The sequence below is a fragment of the Photorhabdus heterorhabditis genome (assembly GCF_001280945.1).
Taxonomy (GTDB): Bacteria; Pseudomonadota; Gammaproteobacteria; order Enterobacterales; family Enterobacteriaceae; genus Photorhabdus; species Photorhabdus heterorhabditis.
This window is the reverse complement of record NZ_LJCS01000020.1, coordinates 14637-32808: the sequence shown is the minus strand read 5'-3', so window position 1 is coordinate 32808 and position 18172 is coordinate 14637. Positions and strand designations below refer to the sequence as shown.

The window sequence follows — 18172 nt, the reverse complement described above, 5'->3', positions numbered from 1 at the left end:
AGTTATTCTTCACCTAATTCTCTGTCACGTTGAACCAAATAAATCAATACCAGAATGATAGTGACAAAGAACCGGAAAGCACTGGATACACCATTCCATTGTTTAGACATCCACATTCCAAACCATTCACCTCCAATTGACATAAATGCCACCTGCCAGGTCAGAAAACCCAAAGTCAGGCCAGCTATCGCAATAGCTTTCTTCTTATTAAAAACAGCAGCATTAGATTTTAAATTCGCCAGTAAGAGAATACCACCGATCCAACACAGCACTGCGGTAAGCGTTTCTAAAAAAATAATTCCAATATAACCAATATGATGTAATACAGGTGAATTGATTGCTCGATAAGTAATGGCAGTATCAGGGAAAACAGTATCCATCATGAATACATGCTGTACAAATGCGAAATTAGTACCATAATCCGTAATGTTGCCAAAAGCGACCAATGTAGCAAACAAGGCAATTGCACAGACAGTCAGAACTTTAGATAAGCGAATAATCATTTGCTGAATCCTCAAAAAATAAGAATAACTTAAGCACTACTAAGATCATAAAGCTTACAAACTATGCCCTATGGATTTCAAGATGCATCGCGACGGCAAGGGAGCGAATCCCCGGGAGCATAGCGAACTATGTGACCGGGGTGAACGAGTGTAGCCAACAAAGAGGCAACTTGAAAGATAACGGATATATCATATAATTTAACAATCATCACCTTATTATCACATATTCAATCGTATGATTATCTTTAGGATATTTCTATCCAATTTGGGATTTATATTTTTCTGTTCATACCATCATCAAATCAGTTATTATCTATTTAATATTTATTTACCTGACTATTCTTTATGGATGATTCTCTGTTTGATGCAATAAAAAACTATTTCAGGCAAAAACTGAGTAGAATGGATTATATTATCAGCTTTATCACAGCGGCGGTTATTCTCGGAGCGCTGATTTTTTTCTCTGGTTATCTGGCAGAAAACAATTATGCCTCCTATATGCAATATGAATTATCAGTATGGTTGTACATGATTTCTATTGGCTTATGGGCAATGTGCTCCTTTGCCACTGTTTATTATTTGATCATAAAAACAGCTTTCAGGTTTAATAGTACGGGGTTATATGGCTGGCCAATATCTATTTTTATTTATCTATGCAGTGTCTTACCAAACTATCTTTCTGACAGAATAATCATGTATTCACCACTTATCAGCCTTGTCGGAATCATTCTTGCGTTTACTCTCCCTGCAAGAAAAAACAGTGATAAAAGGTAATCTTGATCCCATATATCATGAATTTTATTTAATTTTACCTATTGGTAATAGTCGTTATAAAATAAGCGACTATTACTTAGATAAAGAAAGCTTATCATCTTATTACTACTGAATATCTGACCATTTAACAATATCCTATTTTTATAACTGCTTATTTTCACCCTTGTTGAAATAATTAACTATTAAAAATAACGAAAGAGATCTGGATTTAATACAGCGGGAGCTGATAATTCTCGATTAAGAATTGTTGGGGTAAACAGTGATAATAGATTGAAACAAAGTGAAGATGAGTTCGAAGAATAAACCATGAAAATTTATAATACTGATTATCAGAAAAACCATGCCACAAAAGCCACTTTTATAAAGTTACTTCTGTGACATGATCTTACTCTGATATCAAAAACTATCTTTTATACTTCTCAACCAACGCCAAAGCTATTGACTCAGTTTGTGCATCAGGATTACCACTGATGTCATCTGGCCTAAAATGCATCTGGAATGCACTGATTGTTTTACGGGTATCTTCATCAAGTACACCCGTTTGTGGAATGGTATAGCCATATTTTTCTAATGTCTTCTGTATTAACTCAACAGAAGCTTTTGCATTCCATTTTCTACCGGCCATGTATTTTTCAACGGTTGTATCATCAGGCCATGCACCAATACCTTGTTCGGCCAACCTCTTCCAAGGGAAAAGTTTACCTGGATCATACTTTCTCAGCGGAGCAATATCACTGTGACCGATGACATTTTTCGGTTCAATGTCATAACGCTGGATAATATCCTTTGCCAAACGCATTAATAGATCGAGCTGTTGCTCATTGAATGGATACCATTCCTTCTCAAGCAATCTTTCCGTGAATCCTTTATTGACAATTTCAATCCCAATAGAGGTGTCATTCAAACCCTTTCGGCCATTCCATTCACTCACACCCGCATGCCATGCCCTTTTATCTTCAGGAACCAGCTGCAAAATGACGGGTTTCCCTTTCACATAATCCGGTAATGACGGAATCAAATAATGAGCACTAACTCCACCCTGAGTTAATATACGTAAAGAATCTTCATCATTGACGGCAGTATAGTGAAACACTAAAAACATTACTCTGTCATTCTGACTTTGTGAAGGAAAAGAACTATCAACTTTATAAGTTCCCCTATCTTCCAGATGACGCTGGCTAGAACACCCGGCTAATAACATAAATAAGCCAACTAATATGAGCTTCTTCATAATTTCCCTGTTCCACCTACTTAATTGAAAACAAGATAATAACACAAAGAAATCAAATTAATACAAAATAAAATTTATGTTTTATATGTTTTTTTTATAAACAATGGATTTTGTTCTTGATGTGGCACATTAAGGAAAATGCCTTATTCCCATAGGCAAATGGGAATAAGGCACACAAATGAAAAGTTAAACGCGAAAGGTAATCGCTTCTACATCATTAAATACCATTAACTACCTTTTGTTCTGGTCTTTCACTTATGGTCAGCCATTTGAGCCAAACGGGCACGATTTGCAGTTTCTTCCCAAATACCAACTTCAACCTTTTGCTGAATTTCAGGATACTGATTGATATCGAACATCGGTAACTTCCCAGCACGTCTCTGCTGGTTATAGTCTCTTGCAAGTTTAAATGCGACACCGGAAAGCAGCAAAATAGCGGTCAGATTAGTAATTGCCATCAATGCCATAGATAAATCAGCCATTTTCCAAACCAAAGGCACTTCAGCCAACGCACCAAACATTACCATACCTAATGCCGCTAAACGGAGGATTATCAAGCCCGCTGTGTGATTACGTTCAAGGAAGACAATATTACTTTCCGCATAAGCATAATTCGCAATGATTGATGTGAAAGCGAAAAAGAAGATAGCTAAAGCGATAAATTCAGACCCCCAATCGCCTACTGCTGAAGATAATGCCCGCTGAGTCAGCTCTATTCCACTTATTCCTGAAATATTGCCATCCAGCACACCCGATGAAAGGATGATGACAGCGGTAGCACTACAGATAACGATAGTATCCATAAAAACGCCCAGCATTTGTACATACCCTTGGGATGCTGGATGAGGAGGATACGGAGAAGCTGATGCTGCCGCATTAGGCGCTGACCCCATTCCGGCTTCATTTGAAAACAACCCACGTTGAACACCCTGCGTCATCGCCTGCGCAACACCATAACCAACGGTTCCTGCAACAGCTTCCTGTAAGCCAAACGCACATTTGAAGATCAATGCAAAAACTTCTGGCATGCGTTCAAAGTTATGACCGACGACCCAAAACGCCAAGATCAGATAAGCCGTCGCCATAAAAGGGACAACCAACTCCGCAACTCTGGCAATCGAACGCAAACCACCAAAAATAATGATCCCGCTCAAGATAACCAGTCCAATACCGACATATAATGGGCTAAAATCAAAGGCAAAAACCGCAGCCTGAACAATTGAGTTTGCCTGAACAGCATTAAATACCAGACCAAAAGCAATAATAAGAAATATGGAGAACAGAATGCCCAACCAGCGTACCCCAAGCCCTTTTTCCATATAATAGGCTGGGCCACCGCGGTAATTCCCCTTATCGTCTTTTGTCTTGTACAGCTGAGCAAGTGTGCTCTCGATAAAAGAGGTCGCCATCCCAATCAGAGCAACAACCCACATCCAAAAAATGGCGCCAGGCCCACCAGCTGTTAAAGCGATCGCCACACCAGTAAGGTTACCGGTACCCACTCGTGCAGCTAAACTGGTACATAGAGCCTGAAATGACGAAATACCTGCACTGTCAGATTTTTTACTATTTTTCAATACTGAAAACATATGCCCAAAATGGCGGATCTGTATAAAGCCTGAACGTATAGTGAAGTAAGCACCAGCCCCAAGAAGAAGATAAATCAACACGGAGCCCCAAAGGATGTTGTTAAAAAAGTTAATCAGTTCCGTCAAGATATTTTTCCCCTTATAATTAGCAAACCCAGTCTGACCATAAAATCGTATCCGACAGAATTCATTGCGCTTAATATGCCTTTATAATTAACAAGTAACACAATGCTGTGTGAAAAGAACACAGAGATACTGGTCAGAAAAACGCTATGAATGTAACACAAGTTTGAAATTGATGTGTAATGTTTACTGACCTTTTTACATTATCCATCAGATTAAATGAATGTTTGATGTACTGCTCTTAGCCGCCAGTTAATAGATTACGTTATTCAATCCACTATTGTCCGTCAGTAACGTCTATACATTCATTAGTCATTAGTGATGCCTCTTGTCGATGGTTGTCAATAAGCTACATATATGAAACTGATTGCTCGCTCCATACAATAACAAGGAGTTGTACCAATGAATCGCTTTTAATTAAATCAACAAGCAATCAATATCAAGAAAAAAAATTCAGAAATAAGATATAGTGATTAATTTTGTGAGCAGATTATCAGCTTTAAGAAAAAAATCGTAATTAATTATAAAAAATTTCACATAATGAGATTCATCATATAAGACACTAAAAAATCAAAAATATAACTCATCACTCCCTATCAGATTACAACGAAATGTCAATGCCATAATGTTAACGCAGGAAATATCATCTCATGAATAACATAACATTCAAAAAACTAATAAAAGGGTAAATGTGTATCAATCTTTCATCCATCGACCTAAAAAGCACAAGGATAAATTATCTTTTTTTAAAATATTTGTGTTAAGTAAATGTTAATATTAAAAAATGCACAATGAATACGCCTCTTTATCTGACTATAATTAATACACACTCGCTTGTTTTGCTATTTTCTGAGCACCTCTAAATATATCCAATATCTCCCCTATGGTATTTCCTGTAAGATTATTATCCAATATTCCCACTAACATATTAAAGTCAAATTACAATAGAATTGACATAACAAGATCTTTCTTATAAAGAATACTCGCTGTTTTCTAGCTGGCCCTTAGAAATAAATAACATTTATCTGACAATTTTCCGGTTGTATATACCCAATAGATTTCAAATTGCATCGCGGCGGCAAGTGAACGCAGCCAACAAAACAGCAGCTTGAAAGATGAAGGGTATAAGTAAAAATTTGATTTCCTACCAGATAGACTGAATACTTTATCAAGTTTGTGAAGAATTCGTCTAATGAACAACAGAAGTCGAATGAAACCAGATATATTACAAACTAAAACCATTACGATAATATCATTACCTAGAGCTTTCCCAAAGCTGAGTCACTAACATATACCCAACGGATTTCGAGATGCATCGCGACGGCAAGGGAGCGAATCCCCGGGGGCATAGAGAACTCTGTAACCGGGGTGAGTGAGTGCAGCCAACAAAGAGGCAACTTGAAAGATAACGGGTATAATTGTACTTTATAAATACAGGCACGAAGTTCAACAGCTCACCATACCAAGATAACCTCATCAAAATCATAGCTGCCATCTGCTGCAACAATTGCTTTACCTTTAAACATCAAAATTTTCCCAAACTAATATTTACACAATTAATTGCAGGCTTCTTAACCTATGAAAACACACACTTAACTCAATTATACATAACTACAATCAATATTTCATTCACCATTTTGTAACAAAATAAATTAATTTCAATAAAAATAATTTACAATTGAAATTATTTTTATGAAAAAATATGAAAAAACTTCTCTTATATGCAACATAAGACTGGATCTTTTATTATCTACTGCTAATATTTTCATTTGTTATCTTTTACAAAAAAAATATGTCTATGAAGTTAATATTGCTTAAATATCTCACTTTTATTCTGAATACATAATTTAAACAATATACGTTGAGGTTATGAATGATGTTAAGAAGAAAAAGGAAGAATCCCACTGATAACAATTTACCTATAAGAGTCTATCGTGGGAGATCTAAATATGAATATCACCCTCCATCGGGAGGTTCAATATCCATTTGCTGTTTAAGTTCACCATTATCTGTCGTTTGGGAGGAATATGAAAAAATCCTTAATAAGGAAAATATGACCAAATAATAAAATTTCAAATATTATACAATAAGTATTATATTTACAGTTATAAAAACAGCGGGAGAACACACTCCCGTTAGCGGTTTTGACCTAGTCACGCTCACAAAAAAGATTTTTACAAGCCATTAAATTAATTATTTAGTTATAACCTCTGATCCCCGTCTATTGCTCATCGGAAAATCTGAAATAAAAATGTCTATACCCAATTGGAAATAATTCACAAAAAACTATTAAAGTAGATAGAGTTCTACCACCAAGATGGCTCTAGACAGCCAGTTAATCAGTAAACGAGGCATCTATGAAATTTAGGTCAGCAGTTTTTTCCAGTCCATATGAAGTCATACACACAGCGACAGTACCGTTCCAGCATAAACTGGAACATACCGTAACAAAGGTTATAAAGAAGAGAAAAAAACAATAGGTGAGAAAATGACTAACCGCAACTTACGAAATTTTGCAAGTTACTGGATCAAAGTTGCCGCCTTAAAAATATACTCTTTGAAAAGCAGCGCTAACGCCGCAGCAACAATAGACCATTGAAGACGGTCAAATTTACCTTCAAGTTTGTCAAAACGTTTATCAACAGATTCAAAGCGCTTATCAACAGACTCGAATCGTTTATCAATAGATTCGAATCGTCGGTTAATAATCTCAAATTGTTTGTTAACAGACTCGAACCGCTGGTCAATATCAGATCTCAGTGACGCAAAGGAAAACTCACTCTCACGGCGCAAATTATCAACACTTTCCTGAGTCGCAAGATGTTGCATATTCTGCCCACGATGCAAAAGAGCGTTCAGAACATCACTTGTACTAAATTCTATTTTTTTATCATTTGAATCACTCATCTTACCCTCCATATCGGACAGAACAAATATTAACCTTAGTATACACCCCGCCATATGTGAGTTGCAAAATTTGAAACGTTCATCCTCCACAGAAGGATTAACTACCGTGGAGGTGTCTGACGATTCCAGATTACATATGCTGGATAATAGCGTCACCAAATTCGCTACATTTCAACAGCTTAGCCCCTTCCATCAGGCGCTCAAAATCATAAGTCACGGTCTTCGCAGCAATCGCGCCTTCCATACCTTTAACAATCAGATCAGCGGCTTCTGTCCAACCCATATGGCGTAACATCATTTCTGCGGAAAGAATAACTGAACCTGGGTTCACTTTATCCTGACCAGCATATTTAGGCGCAGTACCATGAGTGGCTTCAAACAAAGCGCATTCATCACCAATGTTTGCGCCCGGAGCGATACCAATACCACCTACCTGAGCAGCCAGCGCATCAGAAATATAGTCACCATTTAGGTTCATACAAGCGATAACGTCATATTCAGCAGGGCGCAGCAGAATCTGTTGCAGGAAAGCATCTGCGATCACATCTTTGACAATGATCTCTTTACCATTTTTCGGGTTGCTAATTTTCACCCAAGGGCCGCCATCAAGCAATTCACCACCGAACTCTTCACGAGCTAACTGATAACCCCAGTCTTTAAAAGCGCCTTCGGTGAATTTCATAATGTTGCCTTTATGAACCAGAGTCACAGATTCACGGTCATTATCAATCGCGTATTCAATAGCAGCACGAACCAAACGTTTAGTACCTTCTTCAGAGCATGGTTTCACACCAATACCACACTGTTGTGGGAAGCGGATTTTACTCACCCCCATTTCATCTTGAAGGAATTTAATTACTTTATCCGCTTCGGCAGAACCCGCTTTCCATTCGATACCTGCGTAAATATCTTCAGCGTTTTCACGGAAGATCACCATATCCGTCAACTCAGGTTGTTTAACCGGACTTGGCGTTCCCTGGTAGTAACGAACCGGGCGAAGACAAACATACAGATCTAATTGTTGACGCAATGCCACATTCAAGGAGCGGATACCACCACCAACCGGCGTCGTCAGAGGGCCTTTGATGGCAACGCGGTATTCACGGATCAGATCCAGAGTTTCATCCGGTAACCAAACATCTTTGCCGTACACATGAGTAGATTTTTCACCTGTGTAGATTTCCATCCAAGAAATTTTACGCTCACCCTGATAGGCTTTCTGAACCGCTGCATCGACAACTTTCAGCATTGCAGGGGTAACATCAACACCAATCCCATCCCCTTCGATATAAGGAATGATTGGGTTATTCGGAACAACCAGTTTACCTTTAGCGTCGACTGTTATTTTTTTACCTTCCGCCGGAATAACTACTTTGCTTTCCATTAACCTCTCCTTTCAAGTAAGCGTAATACCTTGTTAATTTTTTGTAAGGGACGTGTCAATACTACTTGAATATTCTGCAAACGCCAATCAATAGCAGACTAATGTATAATATCCCTCCCTTATTTGCTCAGTGGCCTATGATGACAAATTTCTCTGTTAAAAAACACAAACTTAACCGATTCAGCCAAAGAAAAATATCAAATTCTGTCAAAAAACTAACAGGACCTCGCCGAGTGCTGATATTTAACAAACCTTACGACGTTTTACCCCAGTTCACTGATGAAATGGGCAGAACCACGCTGAAAGACTTTATCCCGTTTCCTGATGTTTATGCCGCCGGACGTCTGGATCGTGACAGTGAAGGATTATTAATTTTAACTAATGACGGTAAACTTCAAGCACAACTGACCCAACCGGGGGAAAAAACTGCCAAAGTTTATTATGTTCAAGTTGAAGGGATTCCAGATGAAGAATCACTCGATAAACTGCGTAAGGGCATCATTCTAAAAGATGGGCTAACTCTGCCCGCAGGTGCTGAGTTAGTTCGTGAACCAACCTGGCTCTGGGTTCGTCATCCGCCAATTCGTGAACGTAAAAGCATTCCGGTAAGCTGGTTAAAAATCACACTTTATGAAGGCCGAAACCGTCAAGTGCGCAGAATGACAGCTCATGTTGGTTTTCCTACACTTCGATTGATCCGTTTTAGTATGGGAACCTTACAATTAGGCGAAATGAAACCCGGTGAATGGAAGGAGATCAATTTTGTTTAGCCCTCATGTCACAGTTGCCTGCATTGTCCATGCTCAAAATAAATTCCTGGTAGTTGAAGAGACAATTAATGGCAAAGCATTATGGAATCAACCGGCTGGTCATCTTGAAGCCGATGAAACACTATTACAGGCGGCAGAACGTGAATTATGGGAAGAAGCCGGTATCCGGGCTACGCCACAAGCGTTGCTGAAAATTCATCAGTGGGTTGCACCAGACAACACACCATTTATCCGTTTTCTATTTCTGGTTGAAATGGAACAACAAATAGCCACCAATCCACAGGACAGTGATATTGACTGTTGCCACTGGGTTACGGCAGAACAAATACTAAACAGCACCTGTCTTCGTTCTCCACTTGTTGCCGAAAGTATCCGCTGTTATCTGCAAAACAAAAAACACCCTCTTACGATACTGGATAATTATGCCGCGTCGTTCAATTAGCAGTAAAACAGTCATGCGCTTGATGCACCCTCGCTTGCAACGTGTTAAAGTACGGCGCTTGTTTTTTTCTCCAGTGAGATTCCCATGTCAGATAACAGCCAGAAAAAAGTCATTGTCGGCATGTCCGGCGGTGTAGATTCCTCCGTTTCCGCATACTTATTACAACAGCAAGGTTATCAAGTGTCTGGCTTGTTCATGAAGAATTGGGAAGAGGACGATAATGAAGAATACTGTTCAGCCGCGACTGATCTGGCTGATGCCCAATCTGTTTGTGACAAACTGGGCATTGAACTTCATACCGTCAATTTTGCTGCCGAATATTGGGATAATGTTTTCGAGCATTTCCTTTCTGAATATAAAGCGGGCAGAACCCCTAATCCAGATATTCTGTGCAACAAAGAAATTAAATTTAAAGCATTTCTGGAATTCGCCGCTGAAGATTTAGGGGCAGATTACATCGCTACAGGTCATTATGTTCGTCGCAAGGATATTAACGGAAAAAGCCAGTTACTACGTGGACTCGACAATAATAAAGATCAGAGTTACTTCTTATATACCTTGAGCCACCAGCAAATTGCCCAAAGTCTGTTTCCTGTCGGTGAATTAGAAAAACCGGAAGTTCGCCGTATTGCTGAACAAATCGGTTTGGTGACAGCAAAGAAAAAAGATTCCACAGGTATCTGCTTTATTGGTGAACGCAAATTCCGTGATTTCCTCGGCCGTTACTTACCCGCCAAACCTGGCCCGATTGTTACTGTGGATGGTGAAACCCTCGGTGAACATCAAGGGCTGATGTACCATACACTCGGTCAACGTAAAGGTTTGGGAATCGGTGGTACAAAGGACGGCAACGAAGAGCCGTGGTACGTAATAGATAAAGATATTCAGAATAACATGCTGATCGTAGCTCAGGGGCATGAACATCCTCGCCTGATGTCTACCGGCCTTATTGCCCAACAGCTTCATTGGGTAGACAGACAACCATTGACTGAAGAAATCCATTGTGTGGTCAAAACACGCTATCGTCAGCAGGATATTCCTTGTACTGTCACACCAATAAACGAAGATAAAATAGAAGTACGTTTTGCTAACCCCGTCGCCGCAGTTACACCCGGCCAATCAGCGGTCTTTTATCAGGGTGAAATCTGTCTTGGCGGTGGCGTGATTGAACAACGTTTGCAGGAGTAATTGTGGCAAAGAATTATTACAATATTACACTAGCGCTGGCAGGAATTTGCCAGTCAAGTCGTCTGGTGCAACAACTTGCCCATGAAAACCAGTGTGATACCGATGCTGTTGCAACTATGGTGAATAGCATCCTGAACACTAACCCAGCATCTGTTTTAGATGTATTTGGCAATCATGAACACAATCTGCGGATCGGGCTGGACGCAATGCTGGGGATATTTGATGGCGGTAATAATAGTGTTTCCGCCGATCTTACCCGCTATATGTTGAGTCTTATGGCACTGGAACGCCGTCTGAATAAACATCAGGAAGCTTCCGATGCACTTGGTAACCGTATTAATCTGTTAGAACGTCAGCAGGCATATTTTGAGCCAATGTCAGAAGGTATGTTCAACGCATTGGCGGGTATTTACGTCGATGTCGTCAGCCCACTTGGCCCACGTATCCAAGTGACGGGTTCCCCTGATGTTCTACGTAATCCACTTGTACAGGCGAAAGTCCGGGCTATTCTGCTATCTGGAGTCCGTTGCGCCGTCTTATGGCAGCAGGTCGGCGGCGGTCGCCTGCAATTAATGTTTTCTCGTCAACGCCTGGTACAACAGGCGAAAGATATTCTTGCTCATTGTTAAATAAAACCCAGGAGTTGCTACCAATGGAATTATCCTCACTGACTGCTATTTCTCCAATTGACGGCCGTTACGGCAACAAAGTCAGCGTATTACGTGCCATTTTTAGTGAGTTTGGCTTATTGAAATTCCGCGTGCAGGTTGAAGTACGTTGGCTGCAAGAACTGGCAGAATGTGCTGAAATTAAAGAAGTCCCTGCTTTTGATGCAGACGCAAACGCTTACCTGGATGGAATTATCGAAAATTTCAATGAACAGGATGCAATGCGTATCAAAACTATCGAACGCACCACTAACCACGATGTCAAAGCAGTGGAATATTTTCTGAAAGAAAAAATTGCACATATTCCTGCACTACATAAAGTTTCCGAATTTATTCACTTTGCTTGTACTTCTGAGGATATCAACAACCTGTCTTATGCGCTGATGCTGCAAACAGCCCGTGAAGAGGTACTTTTACCGCAATGGCGTCAGATAATTGATACCATCAAAAAAATGGCGGGTGAATATCGAGACTTACCTCTGTTATCTCGTACTCACGGCCAACCGGCTACTCCTTCCACTGTAGGTAAAGAGTTTGCAAACGTCGCTCACCGAATGGAACGCCAGTATCGCCAACTGGAACAAATCGAAATATTAGGCAAAATCAATGGTGCAGTAGGTAACTATAATGCCCATATAGCCGCTTACCCACAGGTTGACTGGCATCAGTTCAGTGAAACTTTTGTGACTTCACTTGGCATCAAATGGAATCCATACACGACTCAAATCGAACCTCATGATTATATTGCTGAATTGTTCGATTCTATCGCTCGTTTCAACACAATTCTAATCGATTTCAACCGTGACACTTGGGGTTACATCGCGCTTAACCATTTCAAACAGAAAACAGTTGCCGGCGAAATCGGTTCTTCCACTATGCCACACAAAGTCAACCCAATTGATTTTGAAAACTCCGAAGGTAATCTGGGGCTGGCAAATGCGGTATTGGGTCATCTGTCCAGTAAATTACCCGTTTCCCGCTGGCAGCGTGATCTGACAGATTCAACCGTCTTGCGTAACCTTGGTGTTGGTCTGGGATACGCTCTGATTGCTTATCAATCGACGATGAAAGGTTTAAATAAGCTGGAAGTCAATAAACAACACCTGCTAGATGAGTTGGATCAGAATTGGGAAGTACTTGCTGAACCCATCCAGACAGTTATGCGTCGCTATGGTATCGAAAAGCCTTATGAGAAACTCAAAGAACTCACCCGCGGTAAACGTGTCAATGCTGAAGGGATGAAGACCTTTATCGATGGACTAGATTTACCCGAAGAAGAGAAAACACGCCTGAAAGCAATGACACCGGCAAATTATATTGGCCGTGCAATTACTCTGGTTGATGAATTGAAGTAATCGATATTCCACAGACGGATAAAACATCCGTCTGTTACTACTCTTATATAAACCAATCCCAAACACACATTAAAGTTATATTCTATATTTCCACTTGACGTCTTGCTGTTACATATCCATGTATCTAACATGTTTGGTGAAGTCTATTGTATTGAATTTTTTGCGAGCAATTTTGTCTATAATACCCAATAGATTTCAAGATGCATCGAGACGGCAAGGGAGCGTATCCCCGGGAGCAGAGATAACTCTGTGACCGGGGTGAGTGAGTGCAGCCAACAAAGAGGCAACTTGAAAGATAACAGGTATATAACAGTCTTAATGACCTGTTATCATATACTGCTTGCTGGAGTTTAGAAGGAATATTCCATGCGGATATTGATTGTTGAAGACAATATGTTATTACGCCACCATTTAACGGTACAACTTCGTGACACGGGTCATCTGGTTGATGCTGCCGCAAATGCTAAAGAAGCTGATTACTATCTGGCAGAGAGCGAACCCGATATCGCTATCGTTGACCTTGGTTTGCCCGGAGAAGACGGTTTGAGTCTGATCCGTCGCTGGCGCCAGAAAGATGAGAAACTTCCTATTCTTGTTCTGACCGCTCGTGAAAGCTGGCAGGAAAAAGTCACCGTTCTTGATGCAGGGGCGGATGACTATGTCACCAAGCCATTTCATCTTGAGGAAATCATTGCCCGTATGCAGGCACTCCTGCGCCGTAATAATGGGCTGGTTTCCCAAATTATTGAATTTCCCCCGTTCAGAATTGATCTGTCACGCAAAGAATTAACAATTTATGGTGAAAGTGTCAAACTGACGGCTTTTGAATATAAAATTGTTGAAATATTGATGTGCAATAGCGACAAAATTGTCACTAAAGAGTCATTAATGCGTCAATTATATTCCGATGCTGAACTGCGCGAAGGCCATTCCATTGATGTTTTAATCGGACGGTTAAGAAAGAAAATACAAGATATTTGGCCTTATGAAGCTATCGTGACTGTTCGCAGCCAAGGCTATCGCTTTGATGTATAAAATTTTAATGTGCAAAAAAGTGCTTAAACGTAAAAAGCAACCTTTTTCACTCCGTACCCGGTTTCTAATGGCGACTGCCGCAGTCATTCTGGCTCTGACAATGTCTTATGGTATTGTTGCTATTGTCGGTTACCTGGTCAGTTTTGACAAAACCGCTTATACACTATTACGTAGTCAGAGTAACTTGTTTTTCAGCCTTGCTCAGTGGAACAACAATAAGCTGGATATTTCAGTACCACCCAATTTCACACTAAATAACCCGTCATTAGTTCTGATTTATAACAACAAAGGCACTATCCTTTGGCGTCAACGCCATATCCCAAAAGTAGAAAGATCTATCCCGAGTGAATGGTTGAAGGAAGATGGTTTATATGAACTGGATACTGACCTGAAAAGCAGCCGAGACTTGTTAAAAGACTCGACCAATATGCAGGGGCAATTAGGCAAACTTAATACTCTCAACGAAAATGAAGATAACGAGCTAACCCATTCCGTTTCCGTTAATAGATATCATTCGACAACACATCTGCCAGAATTGACTATCGTAGTGATTGATACCATTCCACAGGACTTACAGAAAACAGTTCTGGTGTGGGAATGGTTCGGCTATGTATTGATTGCCAACCTTATTCTGGTTATTCCATTAATCTGGCTGGCTGCTCACTGGAGTTTACGGCCAATCAAATCGCTTATTCATCAGGTCGGCTCATTAGAAAAAGGTGAGCGAGAAAAATTGGATGAGAATCCACCGACTGAGCTACGGGGATTGGTTCGTAACCTTAATGTTCTGCTCAATAATGAACGCAACCGCTATACAAAATACCGCACAACACTGGCCGATCTGACACACAGCCTGAAAACACCGCTAGCTGTTTTACAATCAACTCTCCGTTCTTTACGCAGCAGTAAGCAGATGACCATTGAACAGGCAGAACCTATCATGCTTGAACAAATAGGCCGTATTTCTCAGCAGATAGGTTACTATTTGCACCGGGCCAGTATGCGCGGTGATCATAGCATCATTATGCGGGAAGTTTCTTCTGTTCCAGCTTTACTGGATAGTTTGTGCAGCGCTTTAACAAAAGTCTATCAACGCAAAGGCGTCAGTCTCACGTTAGATGTATCGCCGGAAATCACCTGGCTTGGTGAAAAAAATGACTTTATGGAAGTCATGGGCAATGTCCTGGAAAATGCCTGTAAGTATTGCCTTGAATTTGTCGAGATCTCCGCAACTATGGATCATAATTCGGTAATGATCATTGTTGATGACGATGGACCTGGTGTCCATATTAATAAACGGGAAATGATTTTCCAGCGGGGTCAACGTGTCGATACCTTACAACCGGGTCAGGGGCTTGGATTATCCATTGCTTCTGAAATCATTGAGCAATATAAAGGAGATATCAGTATCAGTGACAGTCCGCTTGGCGGCGCCAGAATTTGCGTTATATTCCGTTGCCAGCAAGTTAATGATGACGATTAACCAAATATGCCTGTGTAGTCTGATACTCAATTTAACTATTTCGTTATAATATCCTAAAACTCACCTCAACTCAGGATGTCACTATGGACTATCAGTTGAATCTGGACTGGCAGGCGTTTTTACAAAATCATTGGCAAAAACGACCTCTGCTGATTAAACAAGGTTTTCGTCAATTCATTGATCCCCTTACTCCCGATGAACTGGCCGGCTTGGCTATGGAAAATGAAGTTGATTGCCGCTTGGTCAGTCAGAAAAATGGCCGTTGGGATGTTTCCCATGGTCCATTCGAAAGTTACGATCATTTAGGTGAAAAAGATTGGTCATTACTGGTACAGGCGGTTAACCACTGGCATCATCCCTCCTCTGCATTAATGCAACCATTCCGTGCGCTATCTGACTGGCGCATGGACGATCTGATGGTCTCTTTCTCCGTTCCTGGCGGGGGTGTTGGCCCACATCTTGACCAATACGATGTATTTATCATCCAGGGAATGGGACGCCGTCGCTGGCGCATTGGGGAGAAAGTGCCAATGAAGCAACACTGCCCTCATCCTGATCTGCTACAAGTCGATTCATTTGATGCCATCATCGATGAAGAGATGGAGCCAGGTGATATTCTCTATATTCCACCCGGATTTCCACATGAAGGCTACGCCACTGAAGATTCACTGAATTATTCAGTTGGTTTTCGTGCACCCAATACCCGTGAGCTATTCAGTAGTTTTGCTGATTACCTACTGGCTAATGATTTAGGTGGCTATCGCTACAGTGATCCCAATCTGACTTTACGCGACAATCCGGCATTGGTGCAAAAAGATGAGCTATCCGCACTACACTCAATGATGAGTGAATTATTGACACAACCCGAAACTTTCCAACAATGGTTTGGTGAATTTATCTCTCAGTCACGGCATGAGCTTGATATTGCCCCACCAGAACCACCTTATGAAAGTAATGAAATTTATGAATTAATGAAACAAGGCGAAAATCTCCATCGTCTTAATGGATTACGGGTTATAAGAATCGGTGATCAATGCTTTGTTAACGGAGAATTAATAGATACACCTCATCTTAATGCTGCTGACATTCTTTGCCACCACTATGAAATTAATGCCGAAATGCTTGGTGAAGCGATAGATGATGTTCGTTTTATCAGCCTGCTCACGGCATTAATAAACAGTGGTTACTGGTACTTTAATGATTGATACATCACTACAAGAGGTAAATTTAAACGGAATCGTTCAAAAGTCCATTAATTCTGTTTAACATCTAACCCAATTATTAATTCACTGCCTCTTAATCAAACCTCCTGATTAAGAGGCAATTCCTAAAGGTTGCATTAATTATCTCTATATCAACCCGATGAATATTAAATTTAATTAATTATTTCCATGTTTCTTTTTTGTCTATTCATACTGGGGCAAATTAGCTAATGCTGCAAAACTCCTGAATTTTTCCCAATTTTTTTAGACAACAGAGCGGTCAATTCAGCAATACGCATAACGACACTTACAGCTTGTTCCATTCCTTCCAGCGAAACAAATTCATGTTTACCATGATAATTATATCCCCCCATAAATATATTCGGACAAGGCAAACCACGAAATGACAATTGTGCTCCATTAGTACCACCACGAATAGGCTTAATGATGGGTTCAATATCACAATCCAGCATTGCCTGTTTTGCAATCTCAATAACATGTGGATATTTGATAACTTCATCGTGCATATTGTAATAATTGTCATCGATAGTCAGTTCGATATAACAATCAGGATGTAACCCCTTACCTGCTTTTTCAGCAACTTTGATCATCTTTTTTTTACGTTCTTCGAAATTATTTCGATCAAAATCACGAATGATATAATGCATTTCAGCACGCTCTACCGTACCTTTAATTCGTTGCAGATGATAAAAGCCTTCATATCCATCCGTATGTTCCGGCGTTTCTCCTGATGGCAATTCCTGATGAATGCAGATTGCCAGCGACAAAGCATTAATCATGACCCCTTTGGCATTACCAGAATGAATATTATTGCCAACAATCTTGACTGTTACTACCGCCGCATTAAAATTTTCAAATGCTAATTCACCCACACCACCACCATCAACGGTATACGCCCACTCAGCATCAAATGAATCAATATCAAAATAACGTGCTCCCTTACCTATCTCTTCGTCAGGTGTAAACGCTATTCGAATATCACCATGTAAAATATTGCTATTCTTCAGGCGAACCATGGCCGTAATGATCTCTGCAATACCCGCTTTATCATCGGCACCAAGCAGTGTTCTACCATCTGTGGTAATCAGCGTTTTTCCTAACATACTATGCAATACAGGAAACATAACTGGCGATAACACTTCATCACCGCATCCTAAAGCGATGTCACCCCCCCGATAATTTTCCAACATTTGTGGGTTCACATTTTTTCCAGAAAAATCTGGCGAAGTATCAAGATGGGCAATAAAGCCGATAACCGGTACAGGCCACGGTGTATTAGCCGGTAATGTTGCCATTACACAGCCATGTTCACTTTGTACCACATTAGAGAAACCCAGCTCTATTAGCTCCTGCTTCAATGCCTTGGCAAGTTTAAGCTGACCATTACTGCTAGGAATGGTTTTCGCTGACAGTTTTGACTGAGTATCAAAAGAAATATATTTAAAAAAACGCTCTAATAATCTGTCCATTGTTCTCTTCCCCCCGGGACTTTAGCTG

The 18172-nt window shown here is 40.3% G+C and carries 14 protein-coding genes; 8 read left to right on the top strand and 6 right to left on the bottom strand.

Going from position 1 to position 18172, the window contains the following annotated elements; genetic code table 11:
- Positions 1 to 2: 2 nt before the first annotated feature.
- The 5 genes from AM629_RS09235 to icd form a co-directional block, all read right to left on the bottom strand.
- Entirely contained in the window at positions 3 to 503 is a 501-nt protein-coding gene (locus tag AM629_RS09235) for a DUF2165 family protein (RefSeq protein WP_054478264.1), read from the bottom strand.
- 1177 nt (positions 504 to 1680) lie between these two features.
- Positions 1681 to 2508 carry an N-acetylmuramoyl-L-alanine amidase gene (locus tag AM629_RS09225; protein ID WP_054478262.1) on the bottom strand — a complete coding sequence of 276 codons (828 nt, stop codon included), beginning with the start codon at positions 2506 to 2508 and terminating at the stop codon, positions 1681 to 1683.
- 251 nt (positions 2509 to 2759) lie between these two features.
- Positions 2760 to 4223, bottom strand: a complete 1464-nt coding sequence (locus AM629_RS09220; RefSeq protein ID WP_054478257.1) for an alanine/glycine:cation symporter family protein — start codon at positions 4221 to 4223, stop codon at positions 2760 to 2762.
- 2517 nt (positions 4224 to 6740) lie between these two features.
- Positions 6741 to 7127 (bottom strand): hypothetical protein, encoded by a 387-nt coding sequence (locus AM629_RS09215; RefSeq protein ID WP_054478255.1) that lies wholly within the window; start codon positions 7125 to 7127, stop codon positions 6741 to 6743.
- 130 nt (positions 7128 to 7257) lie between these two features.
- On the bottom strand, positions 7258 to 8511 hold the full coding sequence (icd, locus tag AM629_RS09210; RefSeq protein WP_054478254.1) for an NADP-dependent isocitrate dehydrogenase: 1254 nt from the start codon (positions 8509 to 8511) through the stop codon (positions 7258 to 7260).
- 140 nt (positions 8512 to 8651) lie between these two features.
- Here icd and rluE point away from each other — a divergent pair, with 140 nt between their 5' ends.
- From rluE to AM629_RS09170, 8 genes are all read left to right on the top strand, one after another.
- On the top strand, positions 8652 to 9281 hold the full coding sequence (rluE, locus tag AM629_RS09205) for a 23S rRNA pseudouridine(2457) synthase RluE (RefSeq protein WP_054478311.1): 630 nt from the start codon (positions 8652 to 8654) through the stop codon (positions 9279 to 9281).
- Positions 9274 to 9723, top strand: coding sequence for an NUDIX hydrolase (locus AM629_RS09200; RefSeq protein WP_054478252.1), 450 nt, complete (start codon positions 9274 to 9276; stop codon positions 9721 to 9723). Before rluE ends, AM629_RS09200 begins: the two co-directional genes overlap by 8 nt.
- Before the next feature lie 84 nt (positions 9724 to 9807).
- Positions 9808 to 10911, top strand: a complete 1104-nt coding sequence (gene mnmA, locus AM629_RS09195) for a tRNA 2-thiouridine(34) synthase MnmA (protein ID WP_054478246.1) — start codon at positions 9808 to 9810, stop codon at positions 10909 to 10911.
- 2 nt (positions 10912 to 10913) lie between these two features.
- On the top strand, positions 10914 to 11540 hold the full coding sequence (gene hflD / locus AM629_RS09190) for a high frequency lysogenization protein HflD (RefSeq protein ID WP_054478245.1): 627 nt from the start codon (positions 10914 to 10916) through the stop codon (positions 11538 to 11540).
- Between the two features lie 23 nt (positions 11541 to 11563).
- Positions 11564 to 12934 carry an adenylosuccinate lyase gene (purB, locus tag AM629_RS09185; RefSeq protein ID WP_054478243.1) on the top strand — a complete coding sequence of 457 codons (1371 nt, stop codon included), beginning with the start codon at positions 11564 to 11566 and terminating at the stop codon, positions 12932 to 12934.
- A 366-nt stretch (positions 12935 to 13300) separates the two neighbouring features.
- A complete protein-coding gene (gene phoP, locus AM629_RS09180) occupies positions 13301 to 13969 on the top strand; it encodes a two-component system response regulator PhoP (protein ID WP_054478241.1) in 669 nt (222 codons plus the stop codon).
- Between the two features lie 19 nt (positions 13970 to 13988).
- Positions 13989 to 15452, top strand: a complete 1464-nt coding sequence (gene phoQ / locus AM629_RS09175; RefSeq protein WP_083451909.1) for a two-component system sensor histidine kinase PhoQ — start codon at positions 13989 to 13991, stop codon at positions 15450 to 15452.
- 83 nt (positions 15453 to 15535) lie between these two features.
- A complete protein-coding gene (locus tag AM629_RS09170; RefSeq protein WP_054478240.1) occupies positions 15536 to 16657 on the top strand; it encodes a ribosomal protein uL16 3-hydroxylase in 1122 nt (373 codons plus the stop codon).
- Between the two features lie 224 nt (positions 16658 to 16881).
- On the opposite strand, the gene pepT is transcribed toward AM629_RS09170, so the two are convergent.
- Positions 16882 to 18144: a peptidase T gene (gene pepT / locus AM629_RS09165; protein ID WP_054478238.1), complete on the bottom strand. Its 1263-nt coding sequence runs from the start codon at positions 18142 to 18144 to the stop codon at positions 16882 to 16884.
- Positions 18145 to 18172 lie beyond the last annotated feature (28 nt).

What these genes read in the sequence shown, in the direction of transcription:
- AM629_RS09235 (WP_054478264.1), bottom strand. Translation starts at nt 503, where the DNA reads ATGATTATTCGCTTATCTAAAGTTCTGACTGTCTGTGCAATTGCCTTG.
- mnmA (WP_054478246.1), top strand. Translation starts at nt 9,808, where the DNA reads ATGTCAGATAACAGCCAGAAAAAAGTCATTGTCGGCATGTCCGGCGGT.
- AM629_RS09215 (WP_054478255.1), bottom strand. Translation starts at nt 7,127, where the DNA reads ATGAGTGATTCAAATGATAAAAAAATAGAATTTAGTACAAGTGATGTT.
- purB (WP_054478243.1), top strand. Translation starts at nt 11,564, where the DNA reads ATGGAATTATCCTCACTGACTGCTATTTCTCCAATTGACGGCCGTTAC.
- AM629_RS09225 (WP_054478262.1), bottom strand. Translation starts at nt 2,508, where the DNA reads ATGAAGAAGCTCATATTAGTTGGCTTATTTATGTTATTAGCCGGGTGT.
- pepT (WP_054478238.1), bottom strand. Translation starts at nt 18,144, where the DNA reads ATGGACAGATTATTAGAGCGTTTTTTTAAATATATTTCTTTTGATACT.
- AM629_RS09170 (WP_054478240.1), top strand. Translation starts at nt 15,536, where the DNA reads ATGGACTATCAGTTGAATCTGGACTGGCAGGCGTTTTTACAAAATCAT.
- icd (WP_054478254.1), bottom strand. Translation starts at nt 8,511, where the DNA reads ATGGAAAGCAAAGTAGTTATTCCGGCGGAAGGTAAAAAAATAACAGTC.
- rluE (WP_054478311.1), top strand. Translation starts at nt 8,652, where the DNA reads ATGACAAATTTCTCTGTTAAAAAACACAAACTTAACCGATTCAGCCAA.
- phoP (WP_054478241.1), top strand. Translation starts at nt 13,301, where the DNA reads ATGCGGATATTGATTGTTGAAGACAATATGTTATTACGCCACCATTTA.